General features: G+C 48.3%; 20 protein-coding genes and 3 tRNA genes. 3 read left to right on the top strand and 20 right to left on the bottom strand.

Translation table 11 applies throughout. From position 1 onward, the window contains the following. Nucleotides 1–412: 412 nt before the first annotated feature. On the top strand, nucleotides 413–1,348 hold the full coding sequence (zitB, locus tag PS053_RS21515) for a CDF family zinc transporter ZitB (RefSeq protein ID WP_000951306.1): 936 nt from the start codon (nucleotides 413–415) through the stop codon (nucleotides 1,346–1,348). On the opposite strand, the gene pnuC is transcribed toward zitB, so the two are convergent. From pnuC to cydA, 17 genes are all read right to left on the bottom strand, one after another. Then, nucleotides 1,345–2,064: a nicotinamide riboside transporter PnuC gene (pnuC, locus tag PS053_RS21510; protein WP_000345385.1), complete on the bottom strand. Its 720-nt coding sequence runs from the start codon at nucleotides 2,062–2,064 to the stop codon at nucleotides 1,345–1,347. The two genes, zitB and pnuC, sit on opposite strands and share 4 nt — an antisense overlap. A 37-nt stretch (nucleotides 2,065–2,101) precedes the next feature. Further along, nucleotides 2,102–3,145: a quinolinate synthase NadA gene (gene nadA / locus PS053_RS21505; protein ID WP_059259065.1), complete on the bottom strand. Its 1,044-nt coding sequence runs from the start codon at nucleotides 3,143–3,145 to the stop codon at nucleotides 2,102–2,104. 140 nt (nucleotides 3,146–3,285) lie between these two features. Continuing rightward, nucleotides 3,286–3,753: a DUF5680 domain-containing protein gene (locus PS053_RS21500; RefSeq protein WP_000829609.1), complete on the bottom strand. Its 468-nt coding sequence runs from the start codon at nucleotides 3,751–3,753 to the stop codon at nucleotides 3,286–3,288. Nucleotides 3,754–3,920: 167 nt separating this feature from the next. Continuing rightward, nucleotides 3,921–3,996 (bottom strand) — tRNA-Lys (locus tag PS053_RS21495). Between the two features lie 2 nt (nucleotides 3,997–3,998). After that, nucleotides 3,999–4,074 (bottom strand) — tRNA-Val (locus PS053_RS21490). A gap of 45 nt (nucleotides 4,075–4,119) precedes the next feature. Then, a tRNA-Lys gene (locus PS053_RS21485) sits at nucleotides 4,120–4,195 on the bottom strand. Between the two features lie 164 nt (nucleotides 4,196–4,359). Then, nucleotides 4,360–5,151: a cell division protein CpoB gene (gene cpoB / locus PS053_RS21480; RefSeq protein WP_000097556.1), complete on the bottom strand. Its 792-nt coding sequence runs from the start codon at nucleotides 5,149–5,151 to the stop codon at nucleotides 4,360–4,362. A gap of 9 nt (nucleotides 5,152–5,160) precedes the next feature. Beyond that, entirely contained in the window at nucleotides 5,161–5,688 is a 528-nt protein-coding gene (gene pal / locus PS053_RS21475) for a peptidoglycan-associated lipoprotein Pal (RefSeq protein ID WP_002430199.1), read from the bottom strand. 34 nt (nucleotides 5,689–5,722) lie between these two features. Further along, a complete protein-coding gene (gene tolB, locus PS053_RS21470) occupies nucleotides 5,723–7,015 on the bottom strand; it encodes a Tol-Pal system beta propeller repeat protein TolB (protein ID WP_000806390.1) in 1,293 nt (430 codons plus the stop codon). A 108-nt stretch (nucleotides 7,016–7,123) separates the two neighbouring features. Then, on the bottom strand, nucleotides 7,124–8,419 hold the full coding sequence (gene tolA, locus PS053_RS21465; protein WP_149450681.1) for a cell envelope integrity protein TolA: 1,296 nt from the start codon (nucleotides 8,417–8,419) through the stop codon (nucleotides 7,124–7,126). 64 nt (nucleotides 8,420–8,483) lie between these two features. Beyond that, nucleotides 8,484–8,912 carry a colicin uptake protein TolR gene (gene tolR / locus PS053_RS21460; RefSeq protein WP_000090089.1) on the bottom strand — a complete coding sequence of 143 codons (429 nt, stop codon included), beginning with the start codon at nucleotides 8,910–8,912 and terminating at the stop codon, nucleotides 8,484–8,486. A 3-nt stretch (nucleotides 8,913–8,915) separates the two neighbouring features. Next, nucleotides 8,916–9,608: a Tol-Pal system protein TolQ gene (tolQ, locus tag PS053_RS21455; RefSeq protein ID WP_000131314.1), complete on the bottom strand. Its 693-nt coding sequence runs from the start codon at nucleotides 9,606–9,608 to the stop codon at nucleotides 8,916–8,918. Then, nucleotides 9,605–10,009, bottom strand: coding sequence for a tol-pal system-associated acyl-CoA thioesterase (gene ybgC, locus PS053_RS21450; RefSeq protein ID WP_001098384.1), 405 nt, complete (start codon nucleotides 10,007–10,009; stop codon nucleotides 9,605–9,607). Before ybgC ends, tolQ begins: the two co-directional genes overlap by 4 nt. A gap of 149 nt (nucleotides 10,010–10,158) precedes the next feature. Then, on the bottom strand, nucleotides 10,159–10,452 hold the full coding sequence (gene ybgE / locus PS053_RS21445) for a cyd operon protein YbgE (RefSeq protein WP_000034600.1): 294 nt from the start codon (nucleotides 10,450–10,452) through the stop codon (nucleotides 10,159–10,161). Then, entirely contained in the window at nucleotides 10,452–10,565 is a 114-nt protein-coding gene (gene cydX, locus PS053_RS21440; RefSeq protein ID WP_000270282.1) for a cytochrome bd-I oxidase subunit CydX, read from the bottom strand. The genes ybgE and cydX overlap by 1 nt, the downstream gene beginning before the upstream one ends. A 14-nt stretch (nucleotides 10,566–10,579) precedes the next feature. Beyond that, a complete protein-coding gene (cydB, locus tag PS053_RS21435; RefSeq protein ID WP_000568264.1) occupies nucleotides 10,580–11,719 on the bottom strand; it encodes a cytochrome d ubiquinol oxidase subunit II in 1,140 nt (379 codons plus the stop codon). Nucleotides 11,720–11,734: 15 nt separating this feature from the next. Then, complete coding sequence (cydA, locus tag PS053_RS21430) at nucleotides 11,735–13,303, bottom strand: cytochrome ubiquinol oxidase subunit I (protein WP_010331061.1); 1,569 nt, start codon at nucleotides 13,301–13,303, stop codon at nucleotides 11,735–11,737. An 804-nt stretch (nucleotides 13,304–14,107) separates the two neighbouring features. On the opposite strand from cydA, the gene PS053_RS21425 reads away from it, so the two are divergent. After that, nucleotides 14,108–15,052, top strand: coding sequence for a hypothetical protein (locus tag PS053_RS21425; protein WP_256879093.1), 945 nt, complete (start codon nucleotides 14,108–14,110; stop codon nucleotides 15,050–15,052). A gap of 962 nt (nucleotides 15,053–16,014) precedes the next feature. Continuing rightward, entirely contained in the window at nucleotides 16,015–16,791 is a 777-nt protein-coding gene (locus tag PS053_RS21420; RefSeq protein WP_059218915.1) for a hypothetical protein, read from the top strand. Between the two features lie 97 nt (nucleotides 16,792–16,888). Here the strand turns inward: PS053_RS21420 and sucD are convergent, their stop codons facing one another. From sucD to odhB, 3 genes are all read right to left on the bottom strand, one after another. Beyond that, a complete protein-coding gene (gene sucD / locus PS053_RS21415) occupies nucleotides 16,889–17,758 on the bottom strand; it encodes a succinate--CoA ligase subunit alpha (protein ID WP_000025461.1) in 870 nt (289 codons plus the stop codon). Further along, on the bottom strand, nucleotides 17,758–18,924 hold the full coding sequence (sucC, locus tag PS053_RS21410) for an ADP-forming succinate--CoA ligase subunit beta (RefSeq protein WP_001048618.1): 1,167 nt from the start codon (nucleotides 18,922–18,924) through the stop codon (nucleotides 17,758–17,760). The genes sucD and sucC overlap by 1 nt, the downstream gene beginning before the upstream one ends. A 275-nt stretch (nucleotides 18,925–19,199) precedes the next feature. Then, on the bottom strand, nucleotides 19,200–20,414 hold the full coding sequence (gene odhB / locus PS053_RS21405; RefSeq protein ID WP_054412706.1) for a 2-oxoglutarate dehydrogenase complex dihydrolipoyllysine-residue succinyltransferase: 1,215 nt from the start codon (nucleotides 20,412–20,414) through the stop codon (nucleotides 19,200–19,202). Nucleotides 20,415–20,427: the final 13 nt, after the last annotated feature.

The raw sequence follows: 20,427 nt of genomic DNA, 5'->3' as shown, positions 1-20,427 counted from the left end.
CTATGAACGAATTAATCCTGGAATTAGCAAGAAAAACGCCAGAATGTTGCGAAAAATGACCTGTATTTCACAATGCCTAACAAAACATACTCTGTTTATTAATTTTTTAATATTATATGCTGGATTTATTCTTTTAACTGAAATCTTAAGCCGTTGTCTGCCATTCAATAGCCTATGTACTGTTGAAAAACGTTATCTGACATAACGAGAAAAACAAGAACATCCTCTGAACAACCACATTGTTTCAGTCCCCTTTCAGCCTTCACTGGTCGCGAACAGAAGTCGATACTACGCAGTAATTCTGCAAAATAGCCAATATTGAGAGTGTGAAATCCCTCCCTTTTAATTTTTCCCTTCTAAAAGCAGTATGATGTCATAAAGTTAAGTGAGATTAATTAAGGGATGACTCGTCATGGCACACTCACATTCGTCCTCACACTTGCCAGAAGATAATAACGCTCGCCGCTTATTGTATGCTTTCTGCGTAACCGCTGGTTTCATGTTAATAGAGGTCATCGGCGGTTTTCTTTCTGGTTCTCTGGCCCTGCTGGCCGATGCCGGACACATGCTTACTGATACTGCGGCTCTGCTTTTCGCCCTGCTTGCCGTACAATTTTCTCGTCGCCCACCTACCATTCGCCATACTTTCGGCTGGTTAAGGCTGACCACCCTCGCCGCGTTTGTGAATGCCATTGCATTAGTGGTAATTACAATTTTGATTGTCTGGGAGGCAATAGAGCGTTTTCGTATGCCGCGCCCGGTCGAAGGCGGCATGATGATGACGATTGCGGTAGCTGGACTGCTGGCAAATGTGCTTTCCTTCTGGTTGCTTCATCGCGGCAGTGGAGAAAAAAATCTCAACGTACGTGCAGCGGCACTGCATGTATTGGGCGATCTGCTGGGGTCTGTTGGTGCCATCGTCGCCGCATTAATTATTATCTGGACTGGCTGGACGCCTGCCGACCCAATTCTCTCTATCCTCGTGTCGCTTCTGGTTTTGCGCAGCGCCTGGCGGTTATTGAAAGATAGCGTGAATGAATTACTTGAAGGTGCGCCAGTTTCGCTGGATATAGCTGAACTTAAGCGCCGTATGTGCAGGGAAATCCCGGAAGTGCGCAATGTGCATCATGTGCATGTATGGATGGTGGGGGAGAAGCCGCTGATGACGTTGCATGTACAGGTAATTCCACCACACGATCACGACGCTTTGTTGGAACAGATCCAGCATTATCTGATGGAGCATTATCAGATTGAACACGCCACCGTCCAGATGGAGTACCAGCCTTGCCGCGGGCCGGATTGCCACCTTAACCAGGGAGCATCCGGCCATTCACATCATCACCATTAATGGGATAGCGCGCGTGAACCTCTCTCGCGTGCGCTGTTGATCCACATCCGGCTGCCATTCAGAGCAATAAAAGTCAGGAGCAGGTACTCCAGCGACATGGCATACACGCCCTGCAATGCGAAAATCACCACGCTGATCACGTTAATGATGACCCACAGCAACCAGTTTTCGACATATTTCCGCGTCATCAGAATCATTGCCACAATAGATAATACCATCATGCATGAATCCCAAAATGGGAATGCATCCGGTTGTAAGTCTGGCATAGCGACCTGTAAACCCAGCGCTTGCATGATCATTACCGCCACGCGGGTCAGGAACGCAAATACCGGATTGATAAATGCCGTCATCAAACCAATAGCAACCACGCAGATCGTCAGCCAGGTTAAAGCCTTCGGCAATGGCAACCAGCGAATTTTCAACTCAGCTTCATTCTGACCGGTTTGTCGCGACCAGGCATACCAGCCGTAAATATTGGCTGCAAAGAAAAACACCTGCAGCAGCAAACTGGCATAGAGTTGAATTTGAAAGAAAATAATACCAAACAGAGTAACGTTGAGCAGACCAAAAAAGTAGTTGCTGATCTTCTCCATACTGGCGAGTCCAATGCAAAGTAAACCTGCAATGGTCCCTATCGCTTCGATCCATGAAAGATCGTAACCGCCTGCGCCGATCGGTATATGAACCAGAATGTTCTGCGTGCTAAAAAAATCCATCTTTCCCCCAAAGCGTAGCGTGATGCCTTATTGTCAGTTATGCACGTAGTGTAGCCGCAAAATTCAGCATACGATTGAGTGGTACCAGCGCCCTCTCTCGCAGCATTTCTTCAACATGAACTTCGTGTTTGCTTCCTCCCTGTTCCAACGCCTCAACAATAGCCTGAAGGCCATTCATGGCCATCCACGGACAATGTGCGCAACTGCGGCAGGTCGCGCCCTGACCTGCGGTTGGCGCTTCCAACAGTACTTTATCAGGTACCGCCTGCTGCATTTTATAGAAGATACCCCGGTCGGTCGCCACAATGAGTTGCTGGTGCGGCAACGTTTTCGCGGCGTTGATCAGCTGACTTGTTGAACCGATCGCATCTGCCATCTCAACGATGGATTGTGGTGATTCAGGATGCACCAATATGGCAGCATCAGGGTACTGTTTTTGCAAGCGGGTTAATGCCTGAGTCTTAAACTCATCATGAACGATACAGGTTCCCTGCCAGCACAAGATGTCTGCACCAGTCTGTTTTTGCACGTAACGCCCCAAATGTTTATCCGGCGCCCAGATTATTTTTTCACCCAAACTATCCAGGTGATCAATCAGTTCAACGGCAATACTTGAAGTCACCACCCAGTCCGCACGAGCTTTTACCGCGGCAGAAGTGTTAGCGTAGACAACGACAGTACGATCGAGGTGGGCATCGCAAAATGCGTTGAATTCATCAATGGGGCATCCCAAATCTAAAGAACATTCGGCCTGAAGGGTTGGCATCAACACTGTTTTTTCCGGGCTGAGGATTTTGGCGGTTTCTCCCATAAATCTCACCCCAGCGACTAACAGCGTAGACGCGGAATGTTGTGCACCAAAACGAGCCATTTCCAGCGAATCGGAAATGCAGCCTCCGGTCTCTTCCGCCAGTTGTTGAATTTCGGGATCGGTATAGTAGTGGGCGACCATCACCGCATTACGTTCTTTTAACAGCCGTTTTATTTTTTCACGGTAATGCGTTTTTTCATCAATGCTTAACGGTGTCGGCTTCGGTGGGAAGGGATATATTGCAGCTTCAGGATCAAACATCACGCTCATTTTGCCATCTCGTTTTATAAGCTTAACTATTAAACCGATATAAAGCGTGAAAACTTGCCATAATCGGTTTGTTTGTTTTGTATGCTAAACAAGATAGTCGATTGATAGGGAAATGTCATGGCCTATTATTTGATGGCTGATTAGTTTACCCACCCTCCTGAATAGTAAAGCTTGTAGGCTAACATGTTGTTATGCCATATCTGTTCTTCACCACTGAAAAAGTCAAAGTTGCCGCTATAGCAGTTAACATATCGCAGATCATTTTCGCTATTGAATTCAAATGGGCCACGGAATGGCATATCCCGAGTCGATTGCAATAGCGCCTGACGTAGAAAACCGTAGATACTTTCTGAGTCTTTATCCAGAAAACATTTACCGGAATAGCTCATAGACCATACCGCTGTTTCTCTCTGATAAATAACTTCCTGCCCAGTAAACTGTAAAAAACCGTAATAAATGTCCCTGTAGAATAGCGCTCCTTGTTCATATTCATGGAGTTTTGCCCCAGTAAGTGGTGCAAGTGTCATCACTGCGCTATTGGAATTTGCATACGTGCTTTGTTTAGCTTTGATAAGAAAATCAATGAATTGCTTAATATTCTCAGCCATAAAAGTTCACTCATCTAATTATTAGCAGATATGCATATTTAACCCGTTTTCTGCGAAATAACAGAACGAATCCGTACTTATAAAGTAAAACGATCCTGGTGAGTCTTAAGAGGGGATGCAAAAAGACGTATATAGCAAAAAGGCGCCTTTAGGGCGCCTTTTTACACTGGTGGGTCGTGCAGGATTCGAACCTGCGACCAATTGATTAAAAGTCAACTGCTCTACCAACTGAGCTAACGACCCGGTGGTGGGTGATGACGGGATCGAACCGCCGACCCCCTCCTTGTAAGGGAGGTGCTCTCCCAGCTGAGCTAATCACCCGATACTACGCTGGATACTACTAACTACTGCTTCAATCTTTACGATTGGTGGGTCGTGCAGGATTCGAACCTGCGACCAATTGATTAAAAGTCAACTGCTCTACCAACTGAGCTAACGACCCACTTTAGCGTTGCTTTCGGTTTGCTTGATATCCCGTGGCAACGGCGGCATATATTACTGATTTCAGACTTGAGCGCAACAAAAATTTCGATGCAGATCACTCAACTGCTTATGATTCACACGACACGACCAGAAATAACACGACTTCTGGTCGCGGGGTATGCATTACATGGCGTTCAGACGTTTTTGCGCCTGTTTCGCGCCATCAGTACCAGGGTATTTACTGATAACCTGCTGATACACGGCTTTCGCTTTTGCTGTATCACCTTTGTCCTGCATGATGACGCCAACTTTAAACATCGCATCAGCAGCCTTCGGTGACTTCGGATAATTTTTCACCACCGAAGCAAAATAGTATGCAGCATCATCTTTCTTACCCTTGTTGTAGTTTAACTGTCCCAGCCAATAATTGGCATTTGGCAGGTAAGTTGAGTCAGGATAATTTTTGATGAAATTCTGAAATGCCACCATCGCATCATCCTGGCGAGATTTATCCTGCACCAGCGCAATAGCCGCATTATAATCAGTGTTTGGATCGCCGCTTTTCACTGCCGCGCCAGCGTTTGCAGTTCCTGCATCAGCCGTTGGCGTCGTTGTTGCAGTCGCTCCGCTTTGAGCGCCGCCCGTAGACTGCGTCGTACTACCACCGCTGCTGAGGCTATCCATCTGTAACAGAATCTGTTTCTGCCGCTCTACAACCTGATTCAGTTGATACTGATTTTCCTGAATTTGCCCCCGCAGGGAATCAATATCGGACTGATTATCGGAGAGTTGCTGCTGGAGTTGAGTTAAAAGCTGGCTGTGAGCATTAGAAATACGCTCAAGTTGAGTGACGCGGTCTTCGACCGAGCCTGAGCCGACACTACTGATTGGCGCCTGAGCAAAAGCGGCCCAGGGGGCCGCTATGCCAACCAGTAACGACAGACTCAACAGGTGATGTCTGAAGTTACTGCTCATGCAATTCTCTTAGTAAACCAGTACCGCACGACGGTTTTTGGCATACGCCGCTTCGTCATGACCCAGTACTGCAGGTTTTTCTTTACCGTAAGAAACGATGGAGATCTGGTCAGCAGAAACGCCTTTACCCTGCAGATACATCTTAACAGCGTTCGCACGACGCTCACCCAGGGAGATGTTGTACTCAGGAGTACCACGTTCGTCCGCGTGACCTTCTACGGTGACTTTGTAAGACGGGTTGCTACGCAGGAAGTTTGCGTGTGCATCCAGCATTTGAGCGAAGTCAGAACGGATATCGTATTTGTCCAGATCGAAGTAAACGATGTTGTTCTGCTGCAGCTGTTGCATTTGCAGACGAGCCTGCTCTTCGGAAGACATGTTGCCATTGCCGTTGCCGCCGTTCGCATCCATCCCAGTGCCGGCACCCAGCATGCCTTCGCTACCGTCATTGCTGGCGTTCTTGTTGGAAGAACATGCCGCAATTGCCATAACAGGCAGAGCAATCATCAGCCCTTTCAGCACTTTGTTCAGTTGCATTTCAATGATTCCTTTACTATTCAATTAATTATTATCACAGATACGGCGACCAGGCAGGGAATTTGACCTGTCCATCAGTTGCCGGAAGACGCGCTTTGAAACGCCCATCTGTAGAAACCAAATTCAGCACGGATCCCATCCCCTGAGAAGAGCTGTAGATTACCATAGTGCCGTTAGGTGCCAGACTTGGCGTTTCATCCAGGAACGTGGACGACAGAACTTGTACGCCTCCCGTTACCAGATCTTGTTTGGCAATGTGCTGTTGCCCACCATTGGAGCTAACCATTACCATAAATTTACCGTCGCTGCTGACATCCGCATCCTGGTTTTGTGAACCTTCCCAGGTAATACGTTGAGGCGCACCACCGTTGATATTCACTTTATAAACCTGCGGACGACCGGCCTGGTCAGAAGTAAAGGCCAGGTTCTGGCTGTCCGGGAACCAGGTTGGTTCGGTATTATTGCTGCGACCATCCGTTACCTGACGAATCTGACCGGAAGCCAAATCCATAACATACAGATTCAGGCTACCCGTTTTCGACAGAGCGAACGCCAGTTTGCTACCGTCTGGTGAGAATGCAGGCGCACCGTTGTGACGCGGGAAAGAAGCGACCTGACGTACTGCACCATTCGCCAGCGTCTGGATAACCAGCGCGGAACGACCACTTTCAAAAGTGACATATGCCAGTTTAGAACCATCCGGTGACCATGCCGGAGACATCAGCGGCTGTGGAGAACGGTGAACCACAAACTGGTTGTAGCCGTCGTAATCAGATACGCGCAGTTCATACGGGAACTGACCGCCGTTGGTCTGAACAACGTAGGCGATACGGGTACGGAACGCACCTTTAATGCCGGTTAGTTTTTCAAACACTTCATCACTGGCGGTATGGCCAGCATAGCGCAGCCATTGTTTGTTAACTTTGTATGAATTCTGAGCAAGTACTGTACCCGGAGCGCCGCCAGTGTCAACCAACTGATAAGCGACATTGTAAGAACCATCGGGATTCGGAGTAACCTGTCCCACAACCACGGCATCGATGCCCAGAGCAGACCATGCAGCAGGTTGCACTTCCTGCGCACTACCCGGCTGCTGTGGCAGACGAGCGCGGTCTAACGGGTTAAATTTACCACTGTTACGCAGGTCTGCAGCAACGATGCCGCCAATATCTTCAGGTGCCGCACCAGGTCCTGCCCACTGGAAAGGAACTACGCCAATAGGGCGCGCAGAGTCATTCCAGTCAGTAATATCGATACTGACTGTCGCATGCACTGCAGCAGTCCATAGTATTAAAAAACTAAAAGCTAATCGTAATGCCTGCTTCATCGTATCTCCCTTATCCGAACAGATAGCTCAGGATAATTTAGCAGAAGGTTAACAAACTCAAATACACAAAACTATCAGAACAAACCATTGTTACTGCTATAGCTCTGCTTACGGCTTAAAGTTCAGAGAAGCATCTTTGAATACCTCATATACAGCCTGGCTCGGTGGCTTAGGCAATTTTGCTTGATTAACAGCGACAAGCGCGGCCCGGCATAATGCTTCATCACCACCTTCTGACTCAACGCTAAGTACAGTGCCATCTGTAGTCAGTTTGATATGCAATCTGCACGTTTTCCCGACATACAATGACTTGTCGTTGAGCCTGCTGGCTATAGCCGTAGCAATCTGGTTCTTGTAGTCATTAATCTCAGCGCCTGATGCGCTACTTTTAGTATTACCACTCCCGGTAGAGGAAACATTGCTGCCTTTCGCCCCACCACCGGTTTTCGGTGCATTCTTACCGGAGCTTAGCTCACCGAAAAGATCATCCGCCTCCGCGGCAGCTTTTGCTGCAGCGGCTTTTTCAGCAGCTGCTTTTGCCGCCGCAGCTTTTTTCTCTGCGGCGGCCTTTTCTGCCGCCGCTTTCTTCTCAGCAGCCGCCTTCTCTGCCGCTGCTTTCTTCTCAGCTGCCGCCTTTTCTGCAGCCGCTTTCTTCTCAGCTGCCGCCTTTTCTGCAGCCGCTTTCTTCTCAGCTGCGGCCTTTTCTGCTGCAGCTTTCTTCTCAGCTTCGGCCTTAGCCTTCTCAGCAGCCTCGGCAGCCGCTTTCTTTCTTGCCTCAGCTGCTGCGGCTTCTGCCGCTTCTGCTTTCTTCTTCAGCGCAGCAGCAGCTTTAGCGGCTTCAGCCTCGGCTTTTTTCTGCGCTTCAGCTGCAGCTTTGGCGGCTTCTGCTTCTGCTTTTTTCTTCGCATCCGCAGCCGCTTTCTTCGCAGCTTCTGCGGCTGCTTTGGCATCCGCTTCGGCCTTCGCTTTAGCATCTGCCGCAGCTTTCGCTGCTGCTTCTTCCGCTTGCTTCTGCTTCAACTCGGCCTGTTTGGCAGCTTCTTCAGCCTGTTTCTTTTGCTCCTGAGCGGCTAACCGCTCTTTCTCAAGTTGCTTCAGGCGTTCCTGTTCCGCAGCTTGTTTTTCACGCAGTTCTTCAGCGGCCTGCCGCTCCTTAATCTTGAGCTGCTCTTCAGAACGCTTCGCGCTTGATTCCTGGTTTTGCATGCGTTTGTACTGCTCAACGACTGCACCTGAATCAACCATTACCGCGTCGATGGATGAACCACCGCCGCCACCGGCTGAAGCTTCCATATTCTCATCGAACGAACTCCAGATCAGTGCCGCAAATAAGATGATATGCAGCACTGCTGAAATAATTATCGCCCGTTTGAGCTTGTCGTTTTGTTCGGTTGCCTTTGACACTCTCGGTTCCCAAAAACTGTTCGCCTGTTACCCGCTCTCTTTCAAGCAAGGAAAACGCAGATGCTTAAATAGGCTGCGTCATTAAACCAACCGATTTCACACCCGCACTGTGTAACAAGTTCAGCGCTTTAATTATTTCATCGTAAGGCACATCTTTTGCGCCACCGATCAGAAAGACCGTTTTCGGATTAGCCTTGAAACGGCTGGATACTTCCGCCACCACCTGTTCTGGTGGTAAATGTTCCAGGCGCTCCTTCTCAACCACCACGGTGTACTGACCGACACCGGATACTTCAATAATGACCGGCGGATTATCATTACTGCTCACCGCCTGCGATTCTGTAGCGTCCGGTAGATCGACCTCAACACTCTGGGTGATGATTGGCGCCGTCGCCATAAAGATCAGTAACAGCACCAGTAGTACGTCCAGTAGCGGTACAATATTGATTTCGGACTTGAGATCGCGACGACCCCGTCCACGCGCTCTGGCCATGGCTTACCCCTTGTTGCTCTCGCTAACGGTGAACGCCTGGCGGTGCAGAATCGCGGTAAACTCTTCCATAAAGTTATCGTAATTCAGTTCCAGTTTGTTCACACGCTGGTTGAGACGGTTGTAAGCCATAACCGCTGGAATAGCGGCAAACAGACCAATTGCTGTCGCAATCAACGCTTCTGCGATACCAGGGGCAACCATTTGCAATGTTGCCTGCTTCACCGCACCAAGGGCGATAAACGCGTGCATGATCCCCCAAACGGTGCCAAACAGACCGATATACGGGCTAATGGAACCTACCGTGCCGAGGAACGGGATGTGCGTCTCCAGATTCTCCAGTTCACGGTTCATAGAAATACGCATCGCACGCGATGCACCTTCTACTACCGCTTCCGGCGCATGGCTGTTGGCTCGATGCAGACGCACAAATTCTTTGAACCCACTGTAAAATATTTGTTCCGAGCCCGTGAGATTATCTCGTTTTCCCTGGCTTTCCTGGTAGAGGCGGGAAAGTTCGATTCCAGACCAGAATTTATCTTCAAACGCTTCGGCTTCGCGTGCCGCAGCGTTAAGGATACGGGTCCGCTGGATAATAATGGCCCAGGATGCGATTGAAAAACCAATCAAAATCAACATGATAAGTTTAACCAGAAGGCTTGCCTTCAGGAACAAATCAAGGATATTCATGTCAGTCACTGCTTAAACTCCGCGACAATAGACTTGGGAAGCGCACGAGGCTTCATTTTGAGTGGGTCAACGCAAACAACCAGAACCTCTGCTTCATTCAGCAAAGTATTCTCGGCGTTGACAATACGTTGCGTGAAAACCAAAGAGGTGCCACGCATTGATGTTATTTCAGTCTGAATTTCGAGCATATCGTCGAGCCGCGCGGGTGCGTAATATTCCACCGTCATTTTACGCACCACGAAGGCAACGCGTTCAGCCATCAGCGCCTGTTGGCTGAAGTGATGATGACGCAGCATCTCTGTGCGTGCTCTTTCATAAAAAGCGACGTAACTGGCGTGGTACACCACACCACCGGCATCGGTATCTTCATAGTAGACGCGAACCGGCCATCGAAACAGCGTTGTATTCACTTTACATCCCGGTAATGCAACAAAAGTTAGAGCTTTTAAACGCTGCTACTATACGCGTGCGAATGAGGTTTGGGAATGAGAGCAAGTTAAGGGAGCGTAAAAATTTATGGACCTTTAATGGCCCATAAATTTTTGGAGAGAATTCTGATTTAAAAGAAGAAGAAAATCAGCCCGACGATGAGCACAAAATCGGCAAGCAATGGGCAAAAAATCCCTTGCCAAAGAACCTTCTGCGGACGGAACCCCACACCGTGAATAACGCCGGCGCACACGGCCCACATCAGCAATAAACCATGCCAGATTTCCAGCTCACTGGTCTTCGCGGCGAAACGTGATGGGTCCCAAAACATACATCCTGCTAACAGAAGCGCCATCACGAAGGAAAGCGCCCGCAGGGGGCGCTTGTCCATTACCGCATACAAGGTTGCGATAATCTTACTCATCAGATGTCTTCTTGACCGGCTTTGCCTGATTCGACGTGCTCAAGCGCCAGCGCGGTGATTACCCCAAACGAACAGGCAAGAAGCGTTCCCAGAATCCATGCGAAATACCACATTTTTAGCTCCTTACTTAGTACAGAGAATGGGTGTTACGTTCAATATCTTCTTTGGTGATACGACCGAACATTTTCCAGTAACACCAGGCGGTGTAGAGCAGAATGATCGGTACAAGAACCACCGCAACCCATGTCATGACGTTAAGCGTCAGCTGGCTGGAAGTTGCATCCCACATTGTCAGACTTGCATTCATCATGGTGCTGGACGGCATCACAAACGGGAACATTGCAATACCCGCAGTCAGGATAATGCAAGCCAGTGTCAGGGAGGAGAACACAAACGCCCACGCGGCTTTATCCATACGTGCAGTCAGAATAGTCAACAACGGCAGAACCACACCCAGCGCCGGAATCGCCCACAGAATCGGCGTGTTGTTGAAGTTAACCAGCCATGCGCCAGCTTCACGCACCACTTCTTTATTCAGCGGGTTAGAGGCTGCGTAATGGTCCATTGTCGATTTCACGACATAACCGTCGATACCATACATCACCCATACGCCAGCCAGTGCGAAGCACACCAGAGTCACCAGTGCCGCCACCTGAGCGGTTGCACGGGTACGCAGGTGCAATTCGCCCACAGTGCGCATTTGCAGGTAGGTCGCGCCCTGAGTAATGATCATCCCTACGCTCACCACGCCAGCCAGCAGGCCGAACGGGTTAAGCAGCTGGAAGAAGTTACCGGTGTAGTACAGACGCAGATATTCATCCACGTTGAACGGTACACCCTGTAGCAGGTTGCCGAACGCCACACCAATCACCAGCGGCGGAACGAAGCTACCAATGAAGATGCCCCAGTCCCACATGTTGCGCCAGCGGGTTTCTTCGATCTTGGAGCGGTAATCAAAACCGACCGGACGGAAGAACAAAGACGCCAGCACCAGGATCATCGCGACATAGAAGCCGGAGAACGCAGCAGCATAGACCATCGGCCAGGCGGCAAACAGCGCGCCGCCTGCAGTGATCAGCCAAACCTGGTTACCATCCCAGTGCGGGGCAATGGAGTTAATCATAATTCGACGCTCGGTGTCGTTACGACCGAGGAAACGGGTGAGCATGCCCACCCCCATGTCGAAGCCATCAGTAACTGCAAAACCAATCAGCAGAATGCCAACCAGCAGCCACCAGATAAAACGCAATACTTCATAATCGATCATTTGACGACTCCTGTCTTAGCGTGCCGGCTGAGTAGTCGTGGAAGACTGCTCAAAGTGATAGCGACCGGTTTTCAGGCTGCTTGGGCCGAGGCGTGCAAATTTGAACATCAGGAACAATTCTGCCACCAGGAACAGGGTATACAGGCCGCAAATCAGCACCATCGAGAAGATGAGATCGCCAGCGGTCAGAGACGAGTTCGCCACTGCCGTCGGCAGCACTTCACCGATAGCCCACGGTTGACGACCATATTCAGCCACGAACCAGCCCGCCTCTACAGCAATCCACGGCAGTGGAATACCGTACAACGCAGCGCGCAGCAGCCATTTTTTCTCGCCAATACGGTTGCGGATTACACTCCAGAAAGAGAGCGCGATAATTGCCAGCAGCAGGAAGCCACACGCAACCATGATACGGAACGCAAAATACAGCGGCGCTACACGAGGAATGGAGTCTTTAGTTGCCTGTTGAATCTGCGCTTCAGTCGCATCGGCCACATTCGGCGTATAACGCTTCAGCAGCAGACCGTAACCGAGGTCTTTCTTCATGCTATTAAACTGGTCACGTACGGCCTGGTCGGTAGAACCAGAACGCAGTTGCTCAAGCAGAGAATATGCTTTCATCCCGTTACGGATGCGTTCTTCATGCTGAACCATCAGCTCTTTCAGGCCAATAACCGGAGTATCTACGGAACGTGTTGCGATAATCCCCAGTGCGTAAGGGATCTGGATCGCAAATTTGTTCGTCTGCTCATCCTGGTCTGGAATACCAAAAAGAGTAAAGGCGGCAGGCGCAGGCTGAGTTTCCCACTCGGCCTCAATAGCAGCCAGTTTGGTTTTCTGCACATCGCCCATTTCGTAACCAGACTCATCGCCCAGAACGATAACAGACAGCACAGCAGCCATACCGAAGCTGGCAGCGATAGCAAAGGAGCGTTTTGCGAAGGCAAAGTCACGACCTTTCAGCATATACCATGCACTGATACCGAGGATGAACATCGCGCCGGTAACGTAACCAGAGGCCACAGTGTGAACAAATTTCACCTGAGCAACCGGGTTAAGCACCAGTTCGGAGAAGCTCACCATTTCCATACGCATGGTTTCAAAATTGAAATCTGACGCGATTGGGTTTTGCATCCAGCCGTTCGCTACCAGAATCCACAGCGCGGACAGGTTTGAACCGAGCGCCACCAGCCAGGTGACACACATATGCTGAACTTTACCCAGACGATCCCAACCGAAGAAGAACAGACCTACAAAGGTGGATTCGAGGAAGAAGGCCATCAGACCTTCGATTGCCAGCGGCGCACCGAAGATATCCCCTACATAGTGGGAATAGTAAGACCAGTTAGTCCCGAACTGGAACTCCATGGTCAGACCGGTTGCCACCCCCAGAGCGAAGTTGATACCAAACAACTTGCCCCAGAACTTGGTCATATCTTTATAAATCTGTTTGCCGGAAAGGACGTAGACCGTTTCCATAATGGCCAGCAAGAACGCCATACCGAGCGTCAGTGGCACAAAAAGGAAGTGGTACATCGCGGTCAAGGCAAACTGTAAGCGCGACAGTTCGACTATATCTAACATCATGACTCCTTGCTCATCGCATGAAGACTCCGAGAGTGAACCCCGTTAGAAAGGGTCACACGCATGCCCCAATAGAAATTTATTTGCTCGCCCCTATCGTTGCCATTTCATCAAAAGAGGAAAAGACAATGATAAAAAGTTACAAATATGTTAATAAATAAACCAAATTGATCCCACAAATATATTACGCCGCAAAATCCTTACAATAAACAGGTTTTTATTGAACAAATTTGCATTTTTCGACAGCGATCAATTTATAGTGAAATTATCACCACATCACCAATTTGATCTATGACAATTTATCGCGTTTTGCAGATTTTTTTCAAGAATTAAAAATTGATTTACATCAAAATCAACCAAACATGTTAATTATGTATAGATGATAGATCATAGGTGGTATTTTTGTTAAATTGATGTAAATAATAAATGTTGCACAATTAGCGGCATGACAATATATAGATAAAAAACCAGTGTTTTACTTAACATGATAGCCTTGTCGACTTTGTATAATACTAATGGATTAGAGTAGCCAATTTGTTGCCAAATTACATAACATATTTTTATCAAAGTTAATTGATTGTTTTCTTTATGAGCAACAACATAACCTCATTACGTTATTGTTTTCTCAGGAATAATCACATGAAGAGATAAATTGGATGGGTATAGTTAAACGCAGGCGGTTTTTCTTGTTGAACATAGGCGACTTTCGCCAGAGAAACGCAAAAAATGAGCGATTTTTGCAAGTTCCTTTTTCCATAGCCGAGTACGCTCAGCGCCTCGTTTAATGACAATAAGGTTGCAGCTATGAATCCTGATAATATCAGTTCTGTTATCAATCGCTTCTCTGGTTGGTCATCTAATGAGCCTCTAAAAACAGATAAGGATCTAACGACATTACCCACCACAGTGCAGGCAATAAAGATAATTGCAGCAATCCTTGACCCACATCGTATAACTGTTGGAATTGATACGCTTTATACACCGCAGCGAAAATCATTCACCTCCGAGAGTCAACAGCTTATCGAATCAGCATTAAAAACACTTCATGTAATTAATCCAAATAATTTAGAAACCAATCACGATGAAAAAGGCAACTATCTGGCTTTGGAATATAATATTGACACCCCAGAAAAAATAGCCATTTCTGTTTACAATGATAAAACATATGACAGCTATGGCCAATGTCTTTTATTTTCTGATGACGAAATAAATTTATTTAACCTGATACAAACAATAATTTTTGAAACAAAGCACCAATATGTAATCAATTTAATGCTTGATCCTGAATTAATGTTCAAATTTATTTGCACAACACAACAAAGTAGATTAGATCCTCAGTTTCTGGTTCCCAATTACTTCCCAGTTAAAATAAAAGAATTCGTCACAGAAAAAGAGATACAAACACTTTTCCATTTCCTTCAAATGAAAATTGATTTTAATATATTAACATTAGAAGAATACACAGAAATCATGAGGCCACTGCTGAAGTGTGAGCGTAGCATTCACGATAGTTGCAGGTATATTACGGGCAACGATTCAATGTCTCTGATAGAACCTACGTCTGGTAACCAGATACATTTCCATCTTTATCCTGATGAATCAGTAACACTTTTCCTTTACTTTTCAAATAATACCTTTGAGCATTTTATCTTTAATAAATCTATCCCGAGTCAGTATCGCTATTTCGCCATGTTTACCAATATAGCAATCGTTATTGATCAACTAACCGATGCGACTAAAATACTTTAATTTCCTGTGCATCCCCTTCGTCAAATAATGATAAATAATATCAGGGGATTGATTTTTATTAATCAAGGTGAAGTTCAAATAATGAAACCATCGCAACTCTCTTACAATGTTTCTACTGTTAAAAAATATACTCCCAAAAAAGTAAATATTTAATATTCTCCATTCATTGTGGCATTCGAACGATGACCTGACTTATCTGAACGAATGTCTGGCATTCATTACACCCGACGCTCACAAAATCAATATGCTTAATTTAACTTTTAGAAAAAGTGATATTGTTGGCAAAATATTTTCTCATTTGAACATATGAATATGATGATATTGCAAGATGTCAGCAATTTAATTATCTGAGGAAATATTTTTCTGCTGCTAAGCATTAGCGTAATAGCCCATAATGCAAACACGCTACCGCCACCATAACATACTGATAAATAGTAGCATTTAAAGGAATAACTTTAATTATTTATGCCAGAGCAATGTTATATTATCATTTACACATATATCTATTTCATCATCCATGATGATGATGGAGCAACCAGGTTAAATACATGAGGTAAAAAATATGCTTACAATAAAATATAAAAATACTCTTCCAGAAGAATATATATTGGGCGTTCTACAAAGTGGTATACACAATTGACATCCTTTATAGCAACAGAGGTCTGCAAGATTCTGCATTTTTATCTTATATTCGTCTCGTCACAACATAAACTCCCTGCATTTGCTTACTTGCGCAAAAGGCGGCAACGTTCCTGCACAAGCAACATCGCTTCATTAACTCAGGCATCAAACGTTTATGCACATCAATTATGAATGTGGCGTTGTCATTTCCAGAAACATAATAAGCAAGCAAATAATAACCAATAACGCATAGTTGGGGCCAGGCCACATTTTTTCTCTGCAAAACTGCCAGAATCTCCGTTCATTCAGGGAGATATACTGCCATTAACCAGGGACCTCTTATGCCCGACTTACTTGCAAAAACATTCACAGCTTGCCTTATCTGCTTTCCTGCCTGCAGCTTCGCCGAAGATGCGGTTGATAAAGCTAATAACCCGCTACATCTGGCAACCTCTTTTGCTGTGCAGGACTATTACACGCCTGGTCTCTATAACAGCGATCAACATACTAACGATATGCTGCTGCGCGCCACTGTACCGATTTCCGGGGGCGATCTGATCCCCGTACCACAGATCATGCGCTTAACAGTACCGATCTCCACCCGCCCGCAACTTACTGGCGGCTACGACAGCGGCATCGGCGATATCAACTTGTTTGATATTTTTCTGCTTAAGCAACAAGGCATTAAATTAGGAATTGGGCCGCTTCTGACCGCTAACAGCGCCGCTCAGGATGAATTGGGTACCGGACAGTGGCAAGCTGGGCTGGCCGCAGTGGTCGTCGATACGACGCCTCGCTGGCTGCGGGGAGCATTGATACAGTGGCAGAAAAGTTTCACTGGCGATAATGACAGAAACCACGTTGAGACAGCCACTCTGCAACCGTTTTTGATCTACAAAATGTCCAAAGGCTGGTTTTTGCGTTCCAGCGGAACATGGACGTGGAATGTGAAAACGGACGATTATTATATCCCGGCGGGGTTGGGGATTGGTCGTGCTATGCCGATTGGCAACTATATTGTGAACAGTTTTATCGAGCCTCAGTGGACCGTTGCGCACAGCGGGGATTATCAGCCGCAGTTCACAATCTATGCAGGCATTAGCATTATGTTGAAATAAAAAAGGCCATCATAAGATGGCCAACCATGTCGAAACCGACAGCCCTTCGCCATTCCTGTAGAGGGAAGCAGCGAGGGCTATTTCTTATTACAGGTATTTATTTCAGAACAGTTTTCAGGGCTTCACCGATGTCAGCCAGGCTGCGAACAGTTTTCACACCTGCGGCTTCCAGGGCAGCGAATTTCTCATCCGCAGTCCCTTTACCACCGGCAATGATGGCCCCAGCGTGGCCCATACGTTTACCTTTCGGCGCAGTCACACCGGCGATGTAACCCACAACTGGCTTGGTAACGTGCTCTTTGATGTACGCCGCCGCTTCTTCTTCTGCACTACCGCCGATCTCACCGATCATCACGATCGCTTCGGTTTGCGGATCTTTTTCGAACATTTCGAGGATGTCGATAAAGTTAGAGCCAGGGATCGGGTCGCCACCGATACCCACACAGGTCGACTGACCGAAACCGTAATCCGTGGTCTGTTTAACCGCTTCATAGGTCAGCGTACCGGAACGGGAAACGATACCCACTTTACCTGGGCGATGAATGTGCCCCGGCTGGATGCCGATTTTGCATTCACCTGGAGTGATTACGCCAGGGCAGTTCGGGCCAATCATGCGTACTCCCGCTTCGTCCAGTTTCACCTTCACGGTCAGCATATCCAGCGTCGGGATACCTTCAGTGATGGTGATAATCAGTTTGATGCCTGCATCAATAGCTTCCAGAATGGAGTCTTTGCAGAACGGCGCTGGTACGTAGATAACAGAAGCGGTAGCGCCAGTGGCAGCAACGGCTTCACGCACGGTGTTGAACACCGGCAGGCCAAGGTGGGTGGTGCCGCCTTTACCTGGGGTTACGCCGCCAACCATTTTGGTGCCGTATGCAATGGCTTGTTCAGAGTGGAAAGTCCCCTGGCTACCAGTAAAGCCCTGGCAGATAACCTTGGTGTTTTTATCAATTAAAATGGACATTATTTCCCCTCCACTGCGGCAACAACCTGCTGAGCTGCATCCGTCAGACCTTTTGCTGCAATAATATTCAGGCCGCTGTCAGCCAGTTTCTTCGCGCCGAGTTCGGCGTTGTTACCTTCCAGACGTACCACGACCGGTACGTTAACACCCACTTCCGCTACCGCGCCGATGATACCGTCAGCGATCAGGTCGCAACGAACGATACCGCCGAAGATGTTAACCAGAACGGCTTTCACTTTGTCGTCAGAGAGGATGATTTTGAACGCTTCGGTTACACGTTCTTTGGTTGCGCCACCGCCAACGTCCAGGAAGTTAGCCGGTTCGCCGCCGTGCAGTTTAACGATGTCCATCGTACCCATCGCCAGACCTGCGCCGTTAACCATACAACCGATGTTACCGTCCAGCGCAACGTAGTTCAGTTCCCACTGTGCAGCCTGTGCTTCACGTGGATCTTCCTGCGACTGATCGCGCATTTCGCGCAGCTCAGGCTGACGGAACAGTGCGTTGCCATCAGCGCCCAGTTTGCCATCGAGGCAAATCAGATCGCCCTGTTTGGTGATGACTAGCGGGTTAATTTCGATAAGCGCAAGGTCGCGCTCCAGGAAAATGGTCGCCAGGCCCATGAAGATTTTGGTGAACTGCTGAACCAGTTTACCTTCCAGACCCAGTTTGAACGCCAGCTCGCGTCCCTGATACGGCATCGGGCCAGTCAGCGGATCAAGCGCGACTTTGTGGATCAGGTGCGGAGTTTCTTCCGCCACTTTTTCAATTTCCACGCCGCCTTCGGTGGAAGCCATAAAGACCACGCGGCGAGAACTACGGTCGACAACGGCACCAAGATACAGCTCTTTAGCGATATCGGTTGCCGCTTCAACCAGAATCTGGTTAACCGGTTGACCACTGGCGTCTGTTTGATACGTTACCAGACGCTTGCCCAGCCAGTTTTCTGCAAAAGCACGGATGTCTTCTTTGCTGTTTACCACTTTCACACCGCCCGCTTTACCGCGGCCACCAGCGTGAACTTGACATTTTACTACCCACGGACCGGCACCGATTTTTGAAGCGGCTTCTTCTGCTTCGCGCGGAGTAGTACAGGCATAACCTACCGGCACTGGCAAGCCTGAGCTCGCAAAAAGTTGTTTTGCCTGGTATTCATGTAAGTTCATGTGTTCTGTCCATCCTTCAGTAATCGTTATCTTTTAAACCGTAGACCGAATATGACGTATCGCGTCCGGGTACTGTCGATCACTCGTAGGCCTGATAAGACGCATTAAGCGTCGTATCAGGCATCGCTTGTCGGATGCGGCGTAAGCGCCTTATCCGACCTACATTGGTGATCACCGTAGGCCTGATAAGACGCATTAGCGTCGCATCAGGCTTCGATTGCCGGAGAAGTCAATATTGTCTTATCCGGTCTACAGTGCAGGTGAAACTTAAACTACTACACGTCCAGCAGCAGACGTGTCGGATCTTCCAGCAACTCTTTGATCGTTACCAGGAAGCCCACGGATTCGCGACCATCGATCAGACGGTGATCGTAGGACAGCGCCAGGTACATCATCGGCAGGATCTCAACCTGACCATTCACCGCCATCGGGCGATCTTTGATAGCGTGCATACCCAGAATTGCGCTCTGCGGCGGGTTGATGATCGGCGTAGACATCAGGGAACCGAACACACCACCGTTGGTGATGGTGAAGTTACCACCGGTCAGATCTTCAACCGTCAGCTTGCCGTCACGGCCTTTAATCGCCAGTTCTTTGATTTTCTTCTCGATGTCTGCCATGCCGAGAGTATCGACATCACGCAGAACCGGCGTCACCAGACCACGCGGTGTAGACACCGCCATACTGACATCGAAATAGTTGTGGTAAACCACATCATCGCCGTCAATAGAAGCGTTCACTTCCGGGTAACGTTTCAGGGCTTCAACTACCGCTTTCACGTAGAAGGACATAAAGCCCAAGCGGATACCGTGACGTTTTTCAAACGCTTCGCCGTACTGCTTACGCAGATCCATAATCGGCTTCATGTTGACTTCGTTGAACGTGGTCAGCATGGCGGTGGAGTTTTTCGCTTCCAACAGACGCTCTGCCACACGTTTACGCAGGCGAGTCATCGGAACACGTTTTTCGCTACGAGCAGCCAGGACTGGTTGCGCCGCCGGGGCTGCAACTGGCGCAGACTCTTTCACCGGGGCTTTCGCCAGATGTTTTTCCACATCTTCACGGGTCAGACGTCCCCCCACTCCGGTGCCTTTAATGGCGCTGGCGTCGAGGTTGTGCTCAGCCAGCAGACGACGGATTGCCGGGCTTAACGCATCGTTATTTTGCTCTTCCAGAGACGCCTGCTGGCGCTGCGCCGGAGTGGATGCTTTCTCTTCAGATTTGGCACTGGTTTCTTTACCGGCGCTATTGCCTTCACGCAGGCGCCCCAGAATCTGACGAGACGTTACGGTTGTACCTTCATCTTCCAGAACCGCATCCAGAATGCCGTCTGCTGATGCCGGTACTTCCAGTACCACTTTGTCAGTTTCGATTTCTACCAGCACTTCATCACGTACGACTGCGTCGCCGGGTTTTTTATGCCAGGTTGCGACGGTGGCATCGGCTACGGATTCAGGCAGGTCAGGGACCAGAATATCTACGCTACTCATTATGTATCCTTTA

It is taken from the genome of Escherichia albertii (assembly GCF_028622335.1).
GTDB lineage: Bacteria > Pseudomonadota > Gammaproteobacteria > Enterobacterales > Enterobacteriaceae > Escherichia > Escherichia albertii.
The sequence above is the reverse complement of the archived record's forward strand: the minus strand, read 5'-3'. Positions and strand labels throughout refer to the sequence as shown.